This is a genomic window from Polynucleobacter sp. AP-RePozz3-80-G7 (assembly GCF_018882145.1).
Lineage (GTDB): Bacteria > Pseudomonadota > Gammaproteobacteria > Burkholderiales > Burkholderiaceae > Polynucleobacter.
Genome location: NZ_JACVPC010000001.1, coordinates 210,999 through 227,899, shown reverse-complemented (window position 1 = coordinate 227,899; position 16,901 = coordinate 210,999). Strand labels below are relative to the sequence as shown.

Below are 16,901 nucleotides of genomic sequence, written 5' to 3'. Positions count from 1 at the left end.
CATGGCTAGTATTTTGGTTGTTGATGACGAGATGGGAATTCGTGAGCTTCTCAATGAGATTCTCACGGATGAAGGCCATACTGTGTACGCTGCAGAAAGCGCTGTACAGGCGCGCACTATTCGCGAACAAATGCGCCCCGATTTAGTCTTATTAGATATTTGGATGCCCGATACCGATGGTATTACCTTATTAAAGGAGTGGTCCAATACTGGCCAGCTCACGATGCCAGTAGTAATGATGTCTGGGCACGCAACGATTGACACTGCAGTTGAGGCCACGCGTATTGGCGCACTCAATTTTTTAGAAAAACCGATTGCTCTACAAAAGCTTTTAAAGACGGTTAGTAAAGCCCTGGAGAGCTCTCCTAAATATGTAGAGCCAGAACAGGTTAGAGCCGTTCAGTCGAGTGCTAGCTCCGTTATCGCACCAAAGCAAACAACAACCGAGTTGGTTGCCCCACCTACTGAGGGTGAATACATCAGTGGAATTGCAAAAACGTACTTTGATCTTCCTTTGAGGGAGGCAAGAGATTTGTTTGAGAAGGCGTATTTTGAACATCAAATGCAAATCATGGGCGGCAGTATGACCAAGATTTCAGAGTACACAGGTCTAGAGCGAACCCATTTGTACCGCAAACTGAAGGCCTTGGGAATAGATACCTCACGCAATAAGGGCGAGAGCTAGGTGACCGCCTAATAAGGGCAAGTACCACAAAACCTAGAAATCACGGGGTACTAAGCAAATTTGAGGATGATCCAACCCAATTCGTTATAATTCCAAGTCTTGGCCTGGTAGCTCAGTCGGTAGAGCAGAGGATTGAAAATATCCTGTGCGACGGCTCAAAGCCATTGTTTATAAGGCTCTCAGGGCGATAGCAAAAATGGTATGTGACACATTGTGTGACACACTACCCACAAAAAACTTTCACAGTACAAAAACTTTTTAGCAAACGTGGCGAACAGCGCGGGGAATATTTTTTCGTGTGGTGTGTTGCAAAAGTGTTAATGCTCGGGGGTATAGGTAAAAAATCACCAGCCCGAATCTGTAAGTACTTCACCATAATTTTTAGCGCGGTAAATTTTTTTGGACGCTAATACCATTTTCGCTATGCCTGTCGTCACCATACCCAATCTTTTCTGTAGCACTAGCATTTCACCTTAAATACCCGTCTTTCGGTGCTGTAGCTTGGTTTGAGGGTGGTATGGGTTGGGTGACATTAGTGGTGGGGGTTGGCAAAGGCTTGCGTGGGGCTACAGCAGTTTGTATGGGGGTTGGCAAAGGGGTGGCTTGCTGTACTTGAGGGGTTGATGATTTATTAGGTGGGGGTTGGTGTGGGGTTGATACACGTTTACCCATACGTCTGCCACCCTTAGCTTTACGTGGCAAAGCCCTAGCCTGTGCCTTGCGCTGTGCCTCAGCGTCCTTTTGCTGTTTAGCCTGTTGCGCTATAGCCGTCCACGTGTTGTCAATAATTACTCGCAGTAGCCCTAGTTGCTCTTCTGCATTTGTAAATTCATAAAGTCGCATTGCCTCTCTCCTTTCCTTATATTTAGCGAGAGGCTGTAATTAATAAACTTCTGTTGGTAAGTGAACAATATTGTCTTTGCCATATTGCCCTTGCAGTAGAAAGTAAGCGTCTTGTGAATTGCTTGCAACTATAAGTGTCTTAACAACAATGCCGCCTGCACGTACATAAGCTTCAAACGTTTTCATTAGTTCTCCAAAATTAAAAGGACTAATACTAGAAGTAGCATTAGTCCCGTTGTGCTCACTTACCAAAACCACTTTTTGTTAGCAAACTCATTTCATTAAGTGCTTCATCAAATTCACCATTAGCGGTTGCAAGTTTTAATTCAGTTAATGCTTTGACAAGCTCATCGTTGTCATTTAACTCAATTGCATTTGCTCCTTTTTTATTAAGCGGAATTGTTCTTGCTCCGTACTTAATAGCCAAATTAATTTTGCCGTTCTCAGCAACCCAAAACCACTCACGTACACGCTTAACTTTTTCTACAGTCATACGCTCGCCAGTTAATTTATTTGTGTAGCTACGCAGGTGTTTCGGCGCATACGTATTTCCGTTGCGTTTTGCCTCACACAGCATTAATTGGTGGTGAAGTTGAGAAATGAGCTTATTTCGCTTTACTACTATTGGTGCAACGCTTTTGCCCTTGTTTCCAGTCACCAGTTTTAGACTTGGTAAAAATGCCATTTTTGACTCCTATTTCACATTGTGGAATTACTAATGTACTGTCAGATATACTTTTTTCCTACGAAATTGCCTAATTTTTAGGCATCGTAAGTCTATGAAATATAAGGAAAAATAAGAAATTTTTAGGCTTTATTTGGTATAGCTAAATAAATGTACAAATGAGATATAAAAGTTGGCACGCTGAAGGTAATAGTGCTGTGAAACCCGTTCTGACGTGTGACGGTACACAATCGAGTTGCTCATTACTTGCCTCTTCGCACTACCTAGCCTAAATGGCTAGATGCTTAAAACGACGTCCCTGTGTGACAGTACCGTTTGCGAAGCTGTAATAGTTGGTAGCGCAGTAATGCGTGAATGTAGGCAAATACATATGTATAGGCTGAAAGTGAATGGGAACGCCACGATTTAACCCATAAGCACTCCACAAAGCTACTGATATAGGCTGTGGAAGTGTTGCGTTAGGCAAGCACATAAAAGGTGACAGCAAAACCTACCTTATCTTGTTAGTTCAAGTTGTGTGTATATCAGTTGTTAATCCTCAGTAAAAAGTGATTGGCTATAGCTACGCCCTTTAACAGGGCGTGGCTTGTGCTTCCTAGTAAAAAGGATTTAACAACAAAATTCATTAAATCAATAAGAAAGAAAAATGCGGAGAGCGTAAGCGATACGCAAGCTAACTACGCAGTAGTTTGCTTTTCACTCTTAAATCAAATAGCAAGTAGATATACTAGTGTTAATAAATTTAATAATTAATAGCTAAAAAATGTTTTTTATATATGCTGACAATTTAAGGCACGGGAAGATACAGCTAGGAGTTATGCTGTTAATAGCTTTACAAATATTATTCTTTTGTTTAAATGAGGTATATGGAAGCATCAGTTTTGGTGAAGACTATCCGCTTCAATTTGTGCCTATATTGTTCAGCTTAAAGCCAGTTGTTTATTCATACACATTAATTACGGCTACATTTCTACATACGGGTTTTTGGCATTTGTTTGGAAATGTAATGTTCTTTCTTGCTTTTGCAAGGACGCTGGAAAGACTATTTGGTACGCTGGTATTTCTTTCTGCCTATGTGTTTATTGGTGCATTGGCATTTATAGGCGATTGGATATTAAATCCAAATTCACTTACCCCTATTGTTGGAAGTAGTGGCGCAGTCTCTTTTTTAATGGGCGTTTATTTAATGCTCTTTCCTAAGTCCAAGCTACGATTAATCATTACCATCCCGCCTTTTTATAAAAGGTTTTGGATATCAGCTTACATATTTTTATTGCTATGGATTGGATTGCAGGCGTACGATATATTGACTGACAAAGGGCAAAGCGGTGTTGCGTATGCCACGCATATTTTTGGTTTTATTGTCGGCGTGATTGCGGCAATGGCGTGGAAAGAAATGGCGCCAGATACAGATAGGAAGTTAGGGGAATTAATGGAGAAAGAACAATGAATAGAAATGACGGATTACATATCCAAATTATCGCGTTTGCCCTACTAACGTCAGTACTCACGGCGCTAGCTAATTTATTGGTTGAAAATTGGTTTGGAATAAATGTATTTTCATTTGGGCTTTGGTTCATCTTGCCTGTTGGCGCAGTGATTGTTGGAATGGGTGGAGCAAGTGGCGGATTCTTGGCTTGTAAATATTTCAATATCAAACCTAACTGGCTTGATGCACTGGCATTAGCTGTTATTGCCGCCTTCACTATGTACCTAATTTATTACTTGGGATACATCACCCTTTTATTAGAAGACGGAAGTAAGGCTTCTGATTTAGTGGACTTTGGCACTTACTTGGACGTGATTGTGACTAAGTCCCATATGCGTATTGGGCGAGCACTTCAAAACGATACTGGTGAAGTTGGAAACTTTGGCTACCTATTGCTAGCAATTAAGTTTGTGGGTGTTCTACTCGGTGGATTTGCAATATTCGCAAATTTGAAGTCCCTTGCTATGTGTGAAAAATGTGGCGTTTATTACAAGAAAATTGCAAGCAAAGAAACTTCACACGCTACCACCAATGATGCACAAGCTGTTTATGAAAAAATGAATAGTGGCTCAATTGACGACTATAAGGAAGCTTTGCAAACTACAGCCAAGGGCGACTGTGAGGCAAAGATTAAATTTACTTTAATGCGCTGTCCCAAGTGCAAAGATGAATACATTTCAGAAGAATTCTTTGTGAAGGGTAAAGATAAAAACTTTGTTGCAGTTGCTGGACTAACTGGCAAAACTAATATCCCTAAAGATTCAGACTTTCAGCCTTTATTTCAGAAATAGACTTTGCTGAGATTAAATTAATGAATATATAAAAAACAAGACAAGCTATCCTGTGGCTTGTCTTGTTTTGGTGTAGCGACATCAGAAATCTGTGACGCTATTATTTTTAGCTGGCTTGGGCGTGCCGTTAATAATCTTATTGCTGTTTGTGATGATTTCGTTAAGCTCTTCATTTTTAGCGCTAAATGGAGCGGGCTTGCTGGTATCGGCTTGATTACCACTTGCAGTATTGTCTAAGTTGAATTGTGGATACTTATCCCATCTAATTATTGGCACTTCATTAAGCATTGAATATGTGTTGTCAGTCAGCTTCCGCTCTTTCATACAGGCGAGTGGCGCAGCCTTTGGGTTCTCATTTGCCAACTCTTGCAATTTACTGACTGGATACTGGTTGTACATAGTCGATGCTTTTAATGCATAAATTTTCCAGCCATCCTCACTAATAGCGTTTTTGTCTATACCAATTAAACCAACAGCTTCGTTAAGAGATTGGTTAACGTTTGCAATACTCACATTATTGTTTTTACGTATTCTGTAGTTAATGGCTGAAAGCATCATTGCGCTCCTTAACCTACATTCCGTTTCCATTTGTTTAGCGTTCAGTACTGTTGGTTTATATAGTGCAGGCTTATTGTTTTCCACAAGTGGTTTGTAGTGTCCATTCGGATACATACACAAATCCATCATTTGTTGTTGAAATTTCATACCACGTGCGTATGTAAATCTTGCATCAAAATAAACTTCATTAATTGCTTTTTTAATTAAAGCTGGCTGCATACCGCTCTGCTCAAAACTCGCAAGTGTTCCATATGCCTGTTGTGGTGATGCGCCGCTATCGCGCATTGATGCGGCGGTTGAATAAATAACACCAAGTTGAGCGCAATTTACGCCATTATTTGTAATGTCAGCACAGGCAATGTTGCTGAATGCAAGGATTGCGAGACAAATTAAAATATTTTTATTATTCATTAGTAGTTAATTACAAAATTGGCGTCTTTAGCATTGTCCCAGTTGATGATTGAGGCGTGCTTTGCCATATAGTAATAGCCATCTGTATCTAAAAATATATTTGCTTCTGCAACGCACTTAGCCTCTCTTTCTCCAGTTCCTTGTGCCAAGTTGCTTGCCATACCTTCACTACTTAACTCACTACCATACGCTGAAGCCAATTTAGAAAAACTTGCCAAATATTCGGCATTAATATTTTGTGTGCCTAACTGTTCATTGGCTGTGGCGATTATTTTTTTTGCCACATCTTCATAGCTAACCATATTGTTGGTTTGATATCTGTACATAAGCGCAGACTGTAATAGCTGTGTAAATACCCTGCAATCAGCCTTTACTTGTTCTAGACTGAGTTTGTAGTTATTTGTATTTCGCTTTCCTGTATCTATATCCGATTTAGCAGGATTAGAGCTTGTGGAGTTATATGGCTTATTAGTTGCGAAATTAACCAGTGCAATTATGGCTATAAATAATGCAATTATTAGAGAAATTTTTTTAATGTTCATTGCTGGCTGTTATTTTGATAACCAATATTAGTTTTTATAAGCATAGCACTTGATATCCGCCCTACAAACGCTTAATGCATTGGACTGTATGCAACACATACAAAGTTGAGCTAAACAGCTTGTAGGGCTTATACGCAAGCCTGCATATTCCGTAGTCAATAAGCCACAAAATTACTAAATATATAAATGTAAGGAAATACACATTTCCTTACATTTGAGTACTTGCACTACATAAGCTCTTGAATTTTGGAAGGAATTTATAGGTACTCGATACAGCTAAAAAGAGGTAGGAAATTGATACATAAGAAAACACAATTAACTCATACAAATACTTTGATTACAGAGGGGGCTATGAGTAAACAGGCTAAAACACTTACTACAGCAGAATTACGCAGAGTGCTTGACTATGTAGCAACTCGCAAACACTCGGCACGCAATCGCGCCATATTGCTTACTACCCATTACGCAGGCTTAAGGGTTGGAGAAACAGCCAGCCTGCGTTTTGGGGACGTTGTAGATGCTGGCGGAAATATACGTAATGAAGTCCACTTAAGTGCCGCACAAACTAAAGGGGGCAATGCACGTACAGTTTTTATAAACGAAAGGTTGCGTAAAGAGCTGGAAGCGTACATAAAGTCTTATAGCCCTACTAACCCACTACATAAGTTGTTTTACAGTCAGAAAAAAGACAGCGATGGGTTTACAGCAAACACAATGACTCAATTTTTCCACTACTTATATCGTCGTGCTGGAATTGAGGGCGCTAGTAGTCACAGCGGAAGACGCACATTCATTACTAATCTAGCCAGCAAAGGCGTTGGTGTGCGTGTGCTAATGAGTTTGGCTGGACACAGAAATATCAGCACAACGCAAGCATACATAGACGTAAATGATGATATGAAGAGGCGCGCCGTTGAGTTGGCTTAGATTGCCTAGTCCTGAGAAGTAGTCATATCAACACTTAAGCCAATTTCTCTGCCGCCATTGTTGCCGTTAGCTTGCTGTAGTGCTTCTCAATCATTCCAATGCTCGTACCCATTTGCTTTGCCAATGTATGTACGTCAGTTTTATTCTCTATTAGCTCTAATGTTGCGTATGTATGGCGTAAGCTGTAAAGAGTGCGGTTCTGTCCTGTCGCACTATCTTTAAGCAGTCCGCTCGCTTTCATAAGCCATATAAAGGTGGTGTGGAAGCTTTTAGGCTGTGTGCCATCTTTAAATTTGAAGAGTGGCAAGTCGTGCTTCTCATTCAGCACCTCGTCTAATGTTTTGCCATCAAATAAAGCTTCCCTACTTAGTAATCTATCTAATGCTTCTTTTACATTGTGTTTAGCTATTAGATATCGTGCGCCTGTTTTGCCAGTCACCCATATGCGTAAATAGCGCTTGCCAGTGTTGCTGTCTGTGTACCAAGTTATATGCTTCCACCTAATATTTAGGCTTTCCTTGCCACAGCGCATACCTGTGCCAATTAATAATTCAATGTAGTCCCTGCTAAGTAAGCGCATTTCTTTAGCCACGCCACTATGCCCACCTACGCTATATGTTTTTAGATAGTTAAGTAGAAAGTCTATTTCTTCTCTCGTAAAGCCTGGACGAGGTTTGCCCTTAACTCCGCGCCTACTCATACTTGCTATTGGTGTGTTGTCGTTTATCCAGCCACGCTGTATTGCTGTGTCAATAACTCGCCTGTATGCACTTGCGTGATTTGCCAATGTGCTTGTTAAGGGCACTTTGCCCATAAGCTCATTGCGCCACAACTCGTACTTACGCATTACTTCGCCGTCTATGTTTTCTAGTAAATAGTTGCCAAAAAATGGAATAAGGTACTTATTAATTGCCCTTATGTAGTCCTTATTAGTTAAGGGCTTAATGCCCGCATTAATCTCATTTTCCAAGTCCTGTAAGCAAACCTTAGCTATAGCGTGGAATTTCTTAGTTGTATGCGTAATGCCCAAGCGTTCTCTAAAACGTGCTTCGTCATATATGTCGCCAGCCACTTTTATTGCGTAATTTAAGTTGCGGTGCTTAGTGCTTACTCTTCGCCACTCCTTATCAAATAGCTTGTAGCGCATTTGCCATACCCTGCTACGTTCGCGTTTGTATAAAACAACGTCCCCGTCGCGTAAGTACACAAGATTTTCTGTGCGTAAGAGAGTTGCGTTTTCATTTGTTTGCGCTTGCAGAAGCTGTACGTAAGTGCGTTGCATTCGCGTAGCGTAGCTTCGTCTTAGTTGCGAGAGCAACCAGTTTTGAGGTGTGCAATTTCTGCTAATAAAAAATGATAGGCAGGCTGTGAGGTGCGTAAATAAAGGGTGGGGAGATAGTGAGTACACGCACTATTGGAGAAAGATAACGACAGTTAGAAACTTTTAACAACGGAAGAAACAGTTGCGCTATAATCCTAAGTCTTAAATGGCCTGGTAGCTCAGTCGGTAGAGCAGAGGATTGAAAATCCTTGTGTCGGTGGTTCGATTCCGCCCCGGGCCACCAAGAAACACCAAAACCACCTTCGGGTGGTTTTTTCATTTGGTCTTTCGGAAAGGTTGCGTGATTCAGGATTTTTAACCCTGGTTGCTTATCCCAGCTGATGTATGTACAATGTACATATAACTTCGTTACGATTTGAATGGGAACCTAGAAAAGCTTCAGCCAATCTGAAGAAACACGGTATTTCATTTGAAGAGGCGAAATCTGTGTTTTATGACGAAAGTGCCAGGTTAATTTCCGATCCCGATCATTCGGAGGATGAAGACAGATTTATCTTGCTGGGGGTAAGCCATTCTCTTCGTGTGATTTTGGTTTGCCATTGTTATCGAAGCGAGGGTAATGTCATTCGTATTATTTCGGCTCGTAAGGCAACCCCTAAAGAGTCAAAATCTTATTAAAGGTGATGAAGATGCGTAAAGAATATGATTTCTCAAAAGCTCGTAAAAATCCATATGCTTCTATGCTCAAGAAGCCCATTACCATTAGATTGGATGAGGATTCAGTGAGCTACTTCAAATCTATATCAGAAGAGGTGGGCATTCCTTATCAAAGCCTCATTAATCTCTATTTAAGAGATTGCGCCCTTTCGCATAAGAAATTGAACCTTAGCTGGAAGTAGTCTAGAACTAGGATGAGAGTCTCCAGGGGCCTTGGTCGATTCCGACCCGGGCCACCAAGAAATACCAAAACCACCCTCGGGTGGTTTTTTCACCTGGGCTCTGGCTGGCCTCCAAATACGTCAACCCCGATTCCCTCTCGGCGTTATATTAGTAGAACAACGAGAAAGGTGGGTAATATGAATTCAAAATTCTATGCTTCTGTAACTCTAGTTTCCGTATTGGCTTGCATTGGTGCGCCAAGCTATGCTGAAAATGCTAAGTGGGAAAAAAATCATCCTCGTAGGACTCAAGTAAACGAGCGCTTAGAAAATCAAAACCATCGCATTACCAATGAAGTGAAGAGCGGAGAAATTACTAAATCCCAAGCTCAAGCACTAAGACAGAATGATAAAAATATTCGCCAAGAAGAACGTGATATGGCATCGCAAAATGGCGGCCATATTACTAAGACTGAGCAAAATGCTTTGAATCAGCAGTTAAACCAAAATAGTGCGGCGATAGGAAGGTAAAGTTTCTTGCATCCCGGGCCGGGCCCTGGTCGATTCCACTTCAGGGCACCAAGAAGCTCCAAAACCACCTTCGAGTGGTTTTTCATATAACTCAAGCTATCAATTTAAAGTTGCTTATGAATCCGAATACAAAAAAAGTTATTGAAAAATGCGCCCGTGAATCTCATGTTGGTTTTCTAACCTTCCCAGAGGCATTGGGCCGCTTAATTGAGGCTGGCGTTGAGTCCTACTTCGCTGACTATCGTAATCAATCAACCACATATTATTTGTCAAGAAATGAGGCCCTCAGTGTTCCCATGGCGATGCCCACAATTGAAATTCCAAACTCATTTAATAAAGATGGAGTTGTTTCAGCTATTTGTGCCGCTCAAAGTGATACGGTTAGATATCCTGAGTTCCTCAAGTTAACGATGTCTGCTGGCTGTATCGGGTACATCGTTTGGATGGCTGGAAAGTATGTCAGCTATTTCGGGCGGCAAGGTGAGCTTCATATCGAGCACTTTCCGCAAGAATGAGAATTCCTGGGCCCTAATAGATTCCGTTCTTGGTCACCAAGAAATACCAAAACTACCCTCGGGTAGTTTTGGTATTTGGTGTTCTATGATGTCGTTTAAAACGATAATATCAATTTAAGCCTTTGCAGCTTTTTCTAGTGCCCTACTTAAGTCAGAAAAATACTTGTCAGCTTTCTTTGTTAGCTCGATTCTTTTGACGCGGCCATCATTCGTTGGTTTGAGTGTGATATATCCATCATCAACCAATGAATGAAGTCTTTTGTGCAGTGTGGCTTGAGAGCCGAGTCGGTTAAGGGTAAGAATATCACCCACTACAAGCTTGCTCTCGTTCAGAATGATATTTTTGCTGATGTACTCAAGAATATCTTTGCTTAAAGGGTCTAGGGGTTTCTCGCTAGATTTAGTCAGCGTATCAGCGAGTCGTAAAAATCGTAAGTAGGAATTTGCCATTTAGTTATACCTTCTTTTTAAGTATGATAGATCTGTGCTCATTTCTTCAAAAAAATCACCACTAGTTTCAATTATCCTCTTAAAAATAGGATTACCGTTTTGCCTCTATTTTTTAACTTTATATGCGGTTAAAGCTCTACCAATATTAGTTAATCATCCCGAGCTTAGCTATTTTGTTTATCTACCAGCCGGTATTAAAGTTCTCTCGGTATTGATTTTTGGGTGGATGGCGGCTATCGGAATTGGCCTAGCTGTATTTGTTAGGTTGCTGATATTTCAACCGGAACAACCATGGGTAGTATGGTTCATAGTTGCGCTTGTTGGTAGCGCTGTGCTCGTCTTAGTGGTTAATTTAACGCTCAAAGGGCTTGGCGTTTCGAGAGACCTCCATAATTTGAAATATCGCGATGTAATTACCTTGGCGTTGCTTGCTAGCATTGCTCATGGCTTTAGCTACACCTATGTAATTTTTACCATTCATCACTATGCCTTTGATAACTTCATGCGTGAAGGCATGATTATTGTGATGGGCGGATTCTTTGGGAATATGTTGATTATTGGTTTATTGACTTTTGTTATTCAGCGCAACACATGGCTACAAAACGAGATCAAACGATTAAATGATGGCGAGCATCAAGGCTAGAGCCTTGACATCCTAGGCCCTGGTCGATTCCACTCCGGGCCACCAAGAAACATCTTCGAGTGATTTTTTATTTGATCGGATTGGTTAGCCACTATTGGTCTCAGGCCCTCCAACATTCCTCTGGACTCGAGATATTGTTTAAAAAAATCGTTTAGTTTAGGAGTGGCTTTTGGCACCTACCAAGAAACTCTGTTCTGGCTATATTGCGTTCATTAGGATTTATCTTTTCACCAACAGCCCAAATAGCATCAATTTCTGCGAATGACTGCGTGCTTGTATCGTAAATAATGCGTTTACGCTGCCTGGTACCGCTTTCTTCTTTTATAAAGTTACAACTGATGATGTTGGCTTGTTGAGCACAATCATAATCATCAATCTTGTAATTTTGGAACTTATAGGTTCGTGTAACCTGAGGTGTAACTACCTCTTGTTTTGCTTCAGTCTTAATGGCCGCACCATAACAACTTAATGTTAAGTTGTTAGGATTTTGTGAGCAAGCAACCAGTAAGCTAAACAGCGTTAGTACAAGCAATTTCCTCATAGCACCCTTTATAGTTTTAAAAATTATAAGTGATTTTTCTCCCCTACAGTTATGTTGTTAGCGGCGCGTCAATACTCTGCTTGCGCCTATTAGAAAAACTTGTCCTAAGTCAACCTTCTTGCCAAGAGCGGGTAATACTTTAGCTCTAGTGATGATTTTTAGTACTAAAAAACGCTATAAGGATTTCTATTATTGCGGCGCGTTAAAGATTTTTAAATAGCCACCAAGGATTAGACATCCTCGGCCCCAGTCGATTCACCCCGGGCCACCAAGAATCTCAATAGTCTACTTGTTGGGCTATTTTCTTTTAAGGCTTGCCAAGGTTAGGCGCCATTGGTCTCGGATATTGCATGCAAGAACTGCCCTTCAAAAGGGCAAACTAATTTGACTGCCCTGCGTCAATTTAAGCATATAGCTTATTAATGGCGGTTGCTCGCAATATCATTTAAAACGACATTTTTAATGCTCGATGAGGGTAATCACCAACGCATGCCTCTTTAAAAGTAGCTATTCTTACCTGAACCAAAAATACTATGGAGGAGACATCCATGAATTCAGAGAACTTTACCAATAGACGGAAAGTCATTACAGCCGCATTGGCTGGTGGAGCCAGTTCATTATTGCCATCTTGGGCAATGGGCGCAGAGAAAACAAATTTACCTATGGCCTATGGTGAGCGCGAACTCATGGCGTTTCCTGAAAAGAAGCCCATGATTGTGCTGACCTCTAGGCCCCCACAATTAGAAACACCATTTCAGTATTACGACAATCATGTCATTACGCCAAATGATGAATTCTTTGTACGCTATCACATGGCCGGCATTCCAACATCCATTGACCCTAATACTTATCGACTAAAAGTTGGGGGCAATGTAGAAAAGCCTTTAGAGATTTCTCTAGAGTCGTTAAAGAAAAACTTTCCATCGCAACGCATTGTTGCTGTTAATCAATGCTCTGGTAATAGTCGCGGCTTATTTGAGCCTAGAGTGAATGGTGGGCAACTCGGTAATGGTGCGATGGGTAATGCCGCTTGGGTTGGCGTTGCCTTAAAAGATATTTTGAAGGCGGCCAATCCCGGCGGCGGAGCTAAGCAAGTAACTTTCAATGGCTTGGATCAGCCAATTCTCCCAAGCGATTCAGATTTTGTAAAAGGCCTAGATATTGATCACGCCATGGACGGCAATGTGATGGTTGCCTATCAAATGAATGGCACAGATATTCCTTTCTTAAACGGCTATCCAATCAAGTTAATTGTTCCCGGCTACTACGGAACATATTGGGTTAAGCACCTTAGTGAAATTAAAGTGGTTGATGATGTATACAACGGTTATTGGATGAATCCTGCTTATCGCATTCCTGATAATGACTGTAACTGTGTTGCGCCTGGAACCGCACCTTCAAAAACGATTCCTATTAATCAGTTTACGATTCGCTCATTCATTACGAACTTCACAGACAGTAGCGTTGTCGCTATTGGTAAGCCGGTTCAAGCCCGAGGCATTGCCTTTGATGCGGGCTATGGAATAAAGAAAGTTTTGTTCTCGCAGGACAATGGACAAAATTGGACAGAGGCGAGATTGGGTCAAGACCTTGGACGTTTCTCATTTAGAGAGTGGCGCATTGAATTTACGCCAAAACAAAAAGGGATATTGGACTTAAGGGTCAGAGCATTTAATCATGCTGGCCAAGTTCAGCCCATGACTGCAAGCTGGATGCCTGCAGGCTATATGCGAAATATTGTTGAGACTGTAAAAGTCACAGCGGTTTAAGGAGAAGAATATGAAAAAAACTATCCTCCTTCTATCTGCTCTTGCTTTGGCACAAATGGCACAAGCTAAAACGATTGAGTTACCAGCTGATACTGTTTTATGGCGACCATCAGATTTGCCTGGCTATCAGCTGACTTTACAGAAATGTTCTACCTGCCACTCTGCCCACTATGCAGAATATCAACCGCCCAATACAGGAGTTGGCTATTGGAATGCTCAAGTTTTAAGGATGAAAAATGTATTTAAGGCGCCCATTACTGATGAGGAGGTTCCAGTCATAGTCGACTACCTTAATAAAACTTATGGGGCAAACAGGAAATAGAATTAAACATCCTCGGCCCTGGTTGATTCCGTGCCGGCCCTCCAAGAAACACCAAAACCACCCGAGGGTGGTTTTTTATTTAGCAATCTCTCAAGCTTCTGCGCAATTAATTGCATCTGTTTAAGATAGATGAATCTAAGGAGAATAGTGATGCCATTAGTCAGAATTGATTTAAGTAAAAAACACCCTGAGAGTTTTGCTCAGCAAGTCGGGGACATTATCTATAACGTGATGCGCGAGCAAATCAACGTTCCTGAAGACGATAAGTTTCAGGTTATTACTAGACACGACGCATCAGAATTAAATATCCCAAAAAGCTATTTAGGAATTGAATACTCAGAGGGCATCATTTTTATTCAAGCGACCATAAGTTTTGGTAGGTCCATAGAGGCAAAGAAGAAGCTATATAAAGCCATTTGTGAGGCCTTGGTGCAACAGCTTCAAGTCAGGCCTCAAGATATTTTTATTAACTTGCTTGAGGTAAGCAAAGAAAATTGGTCATTTGGCAATGGCGAAATGCAATATGCAGACAAGGATTAGGCATCCTGGCCCCAGTCGATAGGGTTATTGCCCATTTAAGCTTGGTGACTAAAAGAACAAACTGGCTTTAGTTTTCATAGTTATTTTTAGAGGCCGGGAGAATAAGTGAGTGTTGACGATCCAAATCAATTGGTTGAGCTGAGCTATATCAGCAAAGCAACTCATGAAATGGGCCTTTCAAGCCTAGTCCATCTGTTTGATGTTGCCCGAAAGTGGAATTTAGACCATGAGCTTACGGGGGCTCTTTTCTACGAGAATGGCCATTTCGCCCAGATTCTTGAGGGTAAGCGAAAGGATGTTTTGTTCATTTGGGGAAAAATTCAAAAAGACTATCGTCATAAGGTTCTGCATCGAATTGAGCTCGATGAGATTGACCAGAGATTGTTTCCCAATTGGGCCTTAAGGTTTTATGGGGGTGATCAAATTGCTAAGGATGTTCCGCATCTAGTTGGCCTGCTGGATGGTCTTCCAAGCCATGATGTTGAATTATTGAGAATCATGCGCTTAGTAGCTAAGGGCGATCAAAATTAGGATTAAATATCCTCAGCCCAGTTTGTAGGCATTGTTTAAAACGACAAATTTGGTAATCAGGTATAGAATTTGTCCATGTTGCTTCGTAGTAAAACACTCGTTCTATTGATATGCCTCTTCTTGATTGCATTTAAGGCGGCAGCTGGAACTATTTTTATCCAGTCTGCAATTGAGCGGGCAGAGCTTGCTGGCAGCTATAACAATGCCTCAGCTTCACAGCAAGCACATAACAGCTCTGATTCGACCGATGACAAAGAGCAGGTTCATACGATGTATCTGATGAGCCATGTAACCGCAAATATTAGCGAGATTGGAATTGCTGTTTTTCTTCCATCAACTACCATGCATCAATTTGCTATGACAAATGAAGTTTTGTTGACGCAAAACTTTCCCGACTCAGCGTTTAAACCACCCAAAGCTATAGCCTAATTTTCTTAGGTTGGGCATGCTTTAGTGGCGTGCCTCTTTGCTATTTGGCTACTAAGGTGTAGCCATGTTTGGGGAAACCTCATCATGTTTAAATTTGTAAAAATAGTGCCATTGGCATTATTGGTTTTATTTGTTTCCGCTTGCAGTAGCGTTAAGTTAGATGATGCCAATGGCGTCACCACTGTTAACGCTGGAGGCTCTTCTACTTACGATCCAATTAGTGATCCGAAGTCTAGTGTTTATGGTAAGCGCTCAATCTATTTTGAGTTTGACAGCTATACCGTAGACCCAAAATATGCATCAACAATCTCCGCGCATGCTTCTTACTTAAAGGCATTTCAAAAGCAAAAAGCTTTTGTGATCATCCAGGGCAATACCGACGATCGTGGAACTACCGAGTACAACCTTGCCCTAGGTCAAAAACGATCAGAAGCCATTAAGAAGGCGTTACTTGCCCAGGGCGTCAGTGAATCTCAGTTAGAGGCGGTGAGCTTTGGAAAAGAAAAGCCAGCTAACCCAGCTCAGACAGAGGCGGCATTTAAAGAAAATCGCCGCGCTGATTTTGTCTATCAATAACTAATGGGCCACTCAATGAAAAACATATTTAAGTTAAGTTTGATAGGAGTTACTTTCCTGGGGGGATGTGCGACAAGCGTTATACCCAATAACCCAGTACAGGTTGCTAAGGCACAATCACCAATGATGGCTCCAGCACCAGATCACTCGGGGTCTGTAACTAAGCGACTGAATGATTGCATCATTCACAGCAATCAAAGTGCTGATGCGTTGTTGGCGGACAGTCAAATCATCGCTGTCACAAGAAGCAATCCTCACGCCAAAGCCCTCTTTAGTTCCGCAGATAAATTAACGGATCAGCAAGCTGCGGCATTGACAAATTATTTGGCTGAAGCAAACTCCTGTCGACCCATTGCTTTGGAGGGCTTAAGCCCCGAAAAGAAAGCGGTTTACGAAGATTTTTTTAAAAAAATTGATGGTGTTTATGCAGATCTTATAGCCAGAAAGATCACTATTGGAGTGGCCAATCAAGAAAGGCAATTGCTTATTCAAGATGCCCGCATGAAGAAATTAGCGCTTCAATCTAAAAAGAATTAGCGAGATACATGTATGGCTAGATATAAATTTGTGTGCCGCTCTTGTAAGTTTGAATGCATTAGTAGCATAGGCAGAGAGGTTGGTCTTCACTCTTCTAGGGTGGCGATGGTTTGTAAATCTTGTTCAACGATTGATGCTTATACAGTGGCTCATCCAGGAAGTATTAATACTGAAATTAGTAGGGCACCGGTTTGTACTAGTTGCCACTCGAGTAATCATCTGTCTGAGTGGGATGGCCTTACCTGTCCGCATTGCAATACGAGCATGAGGGCTTTAGGCGGTGATGTAGATGCTGAAAAGCCTTTTAAGTACTGGTAATCAAGGATATATGCCAATCAGGGGCCTGCTAGCAGATGTTGGTTGAGGCCTTAAATTTTGTGCTGCGCTTGTTATAGGATGTAGGAGACACTAAAACCACCTTCGGGT

26 protein-coding genes and 1 tRNA gene are annotated in these 16,901 nt (G+C 41.4%); 18 read left to right on the top strand and 9 right to left on the bottom strand.

What is annotated here, in order from left to right:
- Position 1 precedes the first annotated feature (1 nt).
- Positions 2-685, top strand: coding sequence for a response regulator (locus tag ICE90_RS01265; RefSeq protein WP_215321231.1), 684 nt, complete (start codon positions 2-4; stop codon positions 683-685).
- Between the two features lie 468 nt (positions 686-1,153).
- On the opposite strand, the gene ICE90_RS01260 is transcribed toward ICE90_RS01265, so the two are convergent.
- From ICE90_RS01260 to ICE90_RS01245, 4 genes are all read right to left on the bottom strand, one after another.
- Positions 1,154-1,528, bottom strand: coding sequence for a hypothetical protein (locus ICE90_RS01260; protein ID WP_216190670.1), 375 nt, complete (start codon positions 1,526-1,528; stop codon positions 1,154-1,156).
- Between the two features lie 39 nt (positions 1,529-1,567).
- On the bottom strand, positions 1,568-1,714 hold the full coding sequence (locus ICE90_RS01255) for a hypothetical protein (protein ID WP_216190669.1): 147 nt from the start codon (positions 1,712-1,714) through the stop codon (positions 1,568-1,570).
- A 55-nt stretch (positions 1,715-1,769) separates the two neighbouring features.
- Positions 1,770-2,213 (bottom strand): hypothetical protein, encoded by a 444-nt coding sequence (locus ICE90_RS01250; RefSeq protein WP_216190668.1) that lies wholly within the window; start codon positions 2,211-2,213, stop codon positions 1,770-1,772.
- Between the two features lie 268 nt (positions 2,214-2,481).
- Positions 2,482-2,700, bottom strand: a complete 219-nt coding sequence (locus ICE90_RS01245; RefSeq protein ID WP_216190667.1) for a hypothetical protein — start codon at positions 2,698-2,700, stop codon at positions 2,482-2,484.
- 330 nt (positions 2,701-3,030) lie between these two features.
- Here ICE90_RS01245 and ICE90_RS01240 point away from each other — a divergent pair, with 330 nt between their 5' ends.
- On the top strand, positions 3,031-3,663 hold the full coding sequence (locus tag ICE90_RS01240) for a rhomboid family intramembrane serine protease (RefSeq protein WP_216190666.1): 633 nt from the start codon (positions 3,031-3,033) through the stop codon (positions 3,661-3,663).
- The gene (locus ICE90_RS01235) at positions 3,660-4,493 is read left to right on the top strand and encodes a hypothetical protein (protein ID WP_216190665.1); all 834 of its coding nucleotides are present in this window, start codon (positions 3,660-3,662) and stop codon (positions 4,491-4,493) included. The genes ICE90_RS01240 and ICE90_RS01235 overlap by 4 nt, the downstream gene beginning before the upstream one ends.
- Before the next feature lie 81 nt (positions 4,494-4,574).
- Here ICE90_RS01235 and ICE90_RS01230 read toward each other — a convergent pair whose 3' ends face one another.
- Positions 4,575-5,462 carry a hypothetical protein gene (locus ICE90_RS01230; RefSeq protein ID WP_216190664.1) on the bottom strand — a complete coding sequence of 296 codons (888 nt, stop codon included), beginning with the start codon at positions 5,460-5,462 and terminating at the stop codon, positions 4,575-4,577.
- Entirely contained in the window at positions 5,462-6,004 is a 543-nt protein-coding gene (locus ICE90_RS01225) for a hypothetical protein (RefSeq protein ID WP_216190663.1), read from the bottom strand. The genes ICE90_RS01230 and ICE90_RS01225 overlap by 1 nt, the downstream gene beginning before the upstream one ends.
- Positions 6,005-6,355: 351 nt before the next feature.
- Here ICE90_RS01225 and ICE90_RS01220 point away from each other — a divergent pair, with 351 nt between their 5' ends.
- Entirely contained in the window at positions 6,356-6,931 is a 576-nt protein-coding gene (locus tag ICE90_RS01220) for a site-specific integrase (RefSeq protein WP_216190662.1), read from the top strand.
- A gap of 34 nt (positions 6,932-6,965) precedes the next feature.
- Here ICE90_RS01220 and ICE90_RS01215 read toward each other — a convergent pair whose 3' ends face one another.
- On the bottom strand, positions 6,966-8,213 hold the full coding sequence (locus ICE90_RS01215; RefSeq protein ID WP_216190661.1) for a tyrosine-type recombinase/integrase: 1,248 nt from the start codon (positions 8,211-8,213) through the stop codon (positions 6,966-6,968).
- Between the two features lie 207 nt (positions 8,214-8,420).
- On the opposite strand from ICE90_RS01215, the gene ICE90_RS01210 reads away from it, so the two are divergent.
- The 5 genes from ICE90_RS01210 to ICE90_RS01190 all read left to right on the top strand — a co-directional run bounded on the left by ICE90_RS01210 (position 8,421) and on the right by ICE90_RS01190 (position 10,137).
- A tRNA-Phe gene (locus ICE90_RS01210) sits at positions 8,421-8,496 on the top strand.
- 101 nt (positions 8,497-8,597) lie between these two features.
- Complete coding sequence (locus tag ICE90_RS01205) at positions 8,598-8,891, top strand: BrnT family toxin (RefSeq protein WP_216190660.1); 294 nt, start codon at positions 8,598-8,600, stop codon at positions 8,889-8,891.
- 11 nt (positions 8,892-8,902) lie between these two features.
- Entirely contained in the window at positions 8,903-9,112 is a 210-nt protein-coding gene (locus tag ICE90_RS01200) for a BrnA antitoxin family protein (protein WP_215292926.1), read from the top strand.
- 177 nt (positions 9,113-9,289) lie between these two features.
- Entirely contained in the window at positions 9,290-9,622 is a 333-nt protein-coding gene (locus ICE90_RS01195; protein WP_216190659.1) for a hypothetical protein, read from the top strand.
- 116 nt (positions 9,623-9,738) lie between these two features.
- Complete coding sequence (locus ICE90_RS01190) at positions 9,739-10,137, top strand: DUF1398 family protein (protein WP_216190658.1); 399 nt, start codon at positions 9,739-9,741, stop codon at positions 10,135-10,137.
- Positions 10,138-10,251: 114 nt separating this feature from the next.
- Here ICE90_RS01190 and ICE90_RS01185 read toward each other — a convergent pair whose 3' ends face one another.
- Complete coding sequence (locus ICE90_RS01185) at positions 10,252-10,587, bottom strand: hypothetical protein (protein ID WP_216190657.1); 336 nt, start codon at positions 10,585-10,587, stop codon at positions 10,252-10,254.
- Positions 10,588-10,621: 34 nt separating this feature from the next.
- Between ICE90_RS01185 and ICE90_RS01180 the strand changes: the two genes are divergently transcribed.
- A complete protein-coding gene (locus tag ICE90_RS01180; RefSeq protein WP_216190656.1) occupies positions 10,622-11,230 on the top strand; it encodes a hypothetical protein in 609 nt (202 codons plus the stop codon).
- Positions 11,231-11,381: 151 nt separating this feature from the next.
- Here the strand turns inward: ICE90_RS01180 and ICE90_RS01175 are convergent, their stop codons facing one another.
- A complete protein-coding gene (locus ICE90_RS01175; protein WP_215321196.1) occupies positions 11,382-11,771 on the bottom strand; it encodes a hypothetical protein in 390 nt (129 codons plus the stop codon).
- Between the two features lie 548 nt (positions 11,772-12,319).
- On the opposite strand from ICE90_RS01175, the gene ICE90_RS01170 reads away from it, so the two are divergent.
- The 8 genes from ICE90_RS01170 (at position 12,320) to ICE90_RS01135 (ending at position 16,793) form a co-directional block, all read left to right on the top strand.
- A complete protein-coding gene (locus tag ICE90_RS01170; protein ID WP_215321195.1) occupies positions 12,320-13,540 on the top strand; it encodes a molybdopterin-dependent oxidoreductase in 1,221 nt (406 codons plus the stop codon).
- 10 nt (positions 13,541-13,550) lie between these two features.
- Positions 13,551-13,862, top strand: coding sequence for a cytochrome c, class I (locus tag ICE90_RS01165; protein WP_215290234.1), 312 nt, complete (start codon positions 13,551-13,553; stop codon positions 13,860-13,862).
- A gap of 150 nt (positions 13,863-14,012) precedes the next feature.
- A complete protein-coding gene (locus tag ICE90_RS01160; protein ID WP_216156208.1) occupies positions 14,013-14,402 on the top strand; it encodes a tautomerase family protein in 390 nt (129 codons plus the stop codon).
- 105 nt (positions 14,403-14,507) lie between these two features.
- Positions 14,508-14,933 carry a BLUF domain-containing protein gene (locus ICE90_RS01155; protein WP_216190655.1) on the top strand — a complete coding sequence of 142 codons (426 nt, stop codon included), beginning with the start codon at positions 14,508-14,510 and terminating at the stop codon, positions 14,931-14,933.
- Between the two features lie 75 nt (positions 14,934-15,008).
- Positions 15,009-15,362 (top strand): hypothetical protein, encoded by a 354-nt coding sequence (locus tag ICE90_RS01150; protein WP_215321192.1) that lies wholly within the window; start codon positions 15,009-15,011, stop codon positions 15,360-15,362.
- Between the two features lie 84 nt (positions 15,363-15,446).
- On the top strand, positions 15,447-15,938 hold the full coding sequence (pal, locus tag ICE90_RS01145; RefSeq protein ID WP_215321191.1) for a peptidoglycan-associated lipoprotein Pal: 492 nt from the start codon (positions 15,447-15,449) through the stop codon (positions 15,936-15,938).
- Between the two features lie 15 nt (positions 15,939-15,953).
- Positions 15,954-16,475 carry a hypothetical protein gene (locus tag ICE90_RS01140; protein WP_216190654.1) on the top strand — a complete coding sequence of 174 codons (522 nt, stop codon included), beginning with the start codon at positions 15,954-15,956 and terminating at the stop codon, positions 16,473-16,475.
- A gap of 105 nt (positions 16,476-16,580) precedes the next feature.
- Positions 16,581-16,793: a hypothetical protein gene (locus tag ICE90_RS01135; RefSeq protein ID WP_216190653.1), complete on the top strand. Its 213-nt coding sequence runs from the start codon at positions 16,581-16,583 to the stop codon at positions 16,791-16,793.
- The last annotated feature ends 108 nt before the right edge of the window (positions 16,794-16,901 follow it).

Bases quoted from the DNA above. Each gene is read 5' to 3' on its own strand.
- ICE90_RS01195 (WP_216190659.1), top strand. From the start codon at position 9,290: ATGAATTCAAAATTCTATGCTTCTGTAACTCTAGTTTCCGTATTGGCT.
- ICE90_RS01165 (WP_215290234.1), top strand. From the start codon at position 13,551: ATGAAAAAAACTATCCTCCTTCTATCTGCTCTTGCTTTGGCACAAATG.
- pal (WP_215321191.1), top strand. From the start codon at position 15,447: ATGTTTAAATTTGTAAAAATAGTGCCATTGGCATTATTGGTTTTATTT.
- ICE90_RS01205 (WP_216190660.1), top strand. From the start codon at position 8,598: ATGTACAATGTACATATAACTTCGTTACGATTTGAATGGGAACCTAGA.
- ICE90_RS01140 (WP_216190654.1), top strand. From the start codon at position 15,954: ATGAAAAACATATTTAAGTTAAGTTTGATAGGAGTTACTTTCCTGGGG.
- ICE90_RS01250 (WP_216190668.1), bottom strand. From the start codon at position 2,213: ATGGCATTTTTACCAAGTCTAAAACTGGTGACTGGAAACAAGGGCAAA.
- ICE90_RS01170 (WP_215321195.1), top strand. From the start codon at position 12,320: ATGAATTCAGAGAACTTTACCAATAGACGGAAAGTCATTACAGCCGCA.
- ICE90_RS01215 (WP_216190661.1), bottom strand. From the start codon at position 8,213: ATGCAACGCACTTACGTACAGCTTCTGCAAGCGCAAACAAATGAAAAC.
- ICE90_RS01235 (WP_216190665.1), top strand. From the start codon at position 3,660: ATGAATAGAAATGACGGATTACATATCCAAATTATCGCGTTTGCCCTA.
- ICE90_RS01135 (WP_216190653.1), top strand. From the start codon at position 16,581: ATGGTTTGTAAATCTTGTTCAACGATTGATGCTTATACAGTGGCTCAT.
- ICE90_RS01190 (WP_216190658.1), top strand. From the start codon at position 9,739: ATGAATCCGAATACAAAAAAAGTTATTGAAAAATGCGCCCGTGAATCT.
- ICE90_RS01265 (WP_215321231.1), top strand. From the start codon at position 2: ATGGCTAGTATTTTGGTTGTTGATGACGAGATGGGAATTCGTGAGCTT.
- ICE90_RS01185 (WP_216190657.1), bottom strand. From the start codon at position 10,587: ATGGCAAATTCCTACTTACGATTTTTACGACTCGCTGATACGCTGACT.
- ICE90_RS01260 (WP_216190670.1), bottom strand. From the start codon at position 1,528: ATGCGACTTTATGAATTTACAAATGCAGAAGAGCAACTAGGGCTACTG.
- ICE90_RS01175 (WP_215321196.1), bottom strand. From the start codon at position 11,771: ATGAGGAAATTGCTTGTACTAACGCTGTTTAGCTTACTGGTTGCTTGC.
- ICE90_RS01225 (WP_216190663.1), bottom strand. From the start codon at position 6,004: ATGAACATTAAAAAAATTTCTCTAATAATTGCATTATTTATAGCCATA.
- ICE90_RS01150 (WP_215321192.1), top strand. From the start codon at position 15,009: ATGTTGCTTCGTAGTAAAACACTCGTTCTATTGATATGCCTCTTCTTG.
- ICE90_RS01200 (WP_215292926.1), top strand. From the start codon at position 8,903: ATGCGTAAAGAATATGATTTCTCAAAAGCTCGTAAAAATCCATATGCT.
- ICE90_RS01220 (WP_216190662.1), top strand. From the start codon at position 6,356: ATGAGTAAACAGGCTAAAACACTTACTACAGCAGAATTACGCAGAGTG.
- ICE90_RS01160 (WP_216156208.1), top strand. From the start codon at position 14,013: ATGCCATTAGTCAGAATTGATTTAAGTAAAAAACACCCTGAGAGTTTT.
- ICE90_RS01230 (WP_216190664.1), bottom strand. From the start codon at position 5,462: ATGAATAATAAAAATATTTTAATTTGTCTCGCAATCCTTGCATTCAGC.
- ICE90_RS01255 (WP_216190669.1), bottom strand. From the start codon at position 1,714: ATGAAAACGTTTGAAGCTTATGTACGTGCAGGCGGCATTGTTGTTAAG.
- ICE90_RS01240 (WP_216190666.1), top strand. From the start codon at position 3,031: ATGCTGTTAATAGCTTTACAAATATTATTCTTTTGTTTAAATGAGGTA.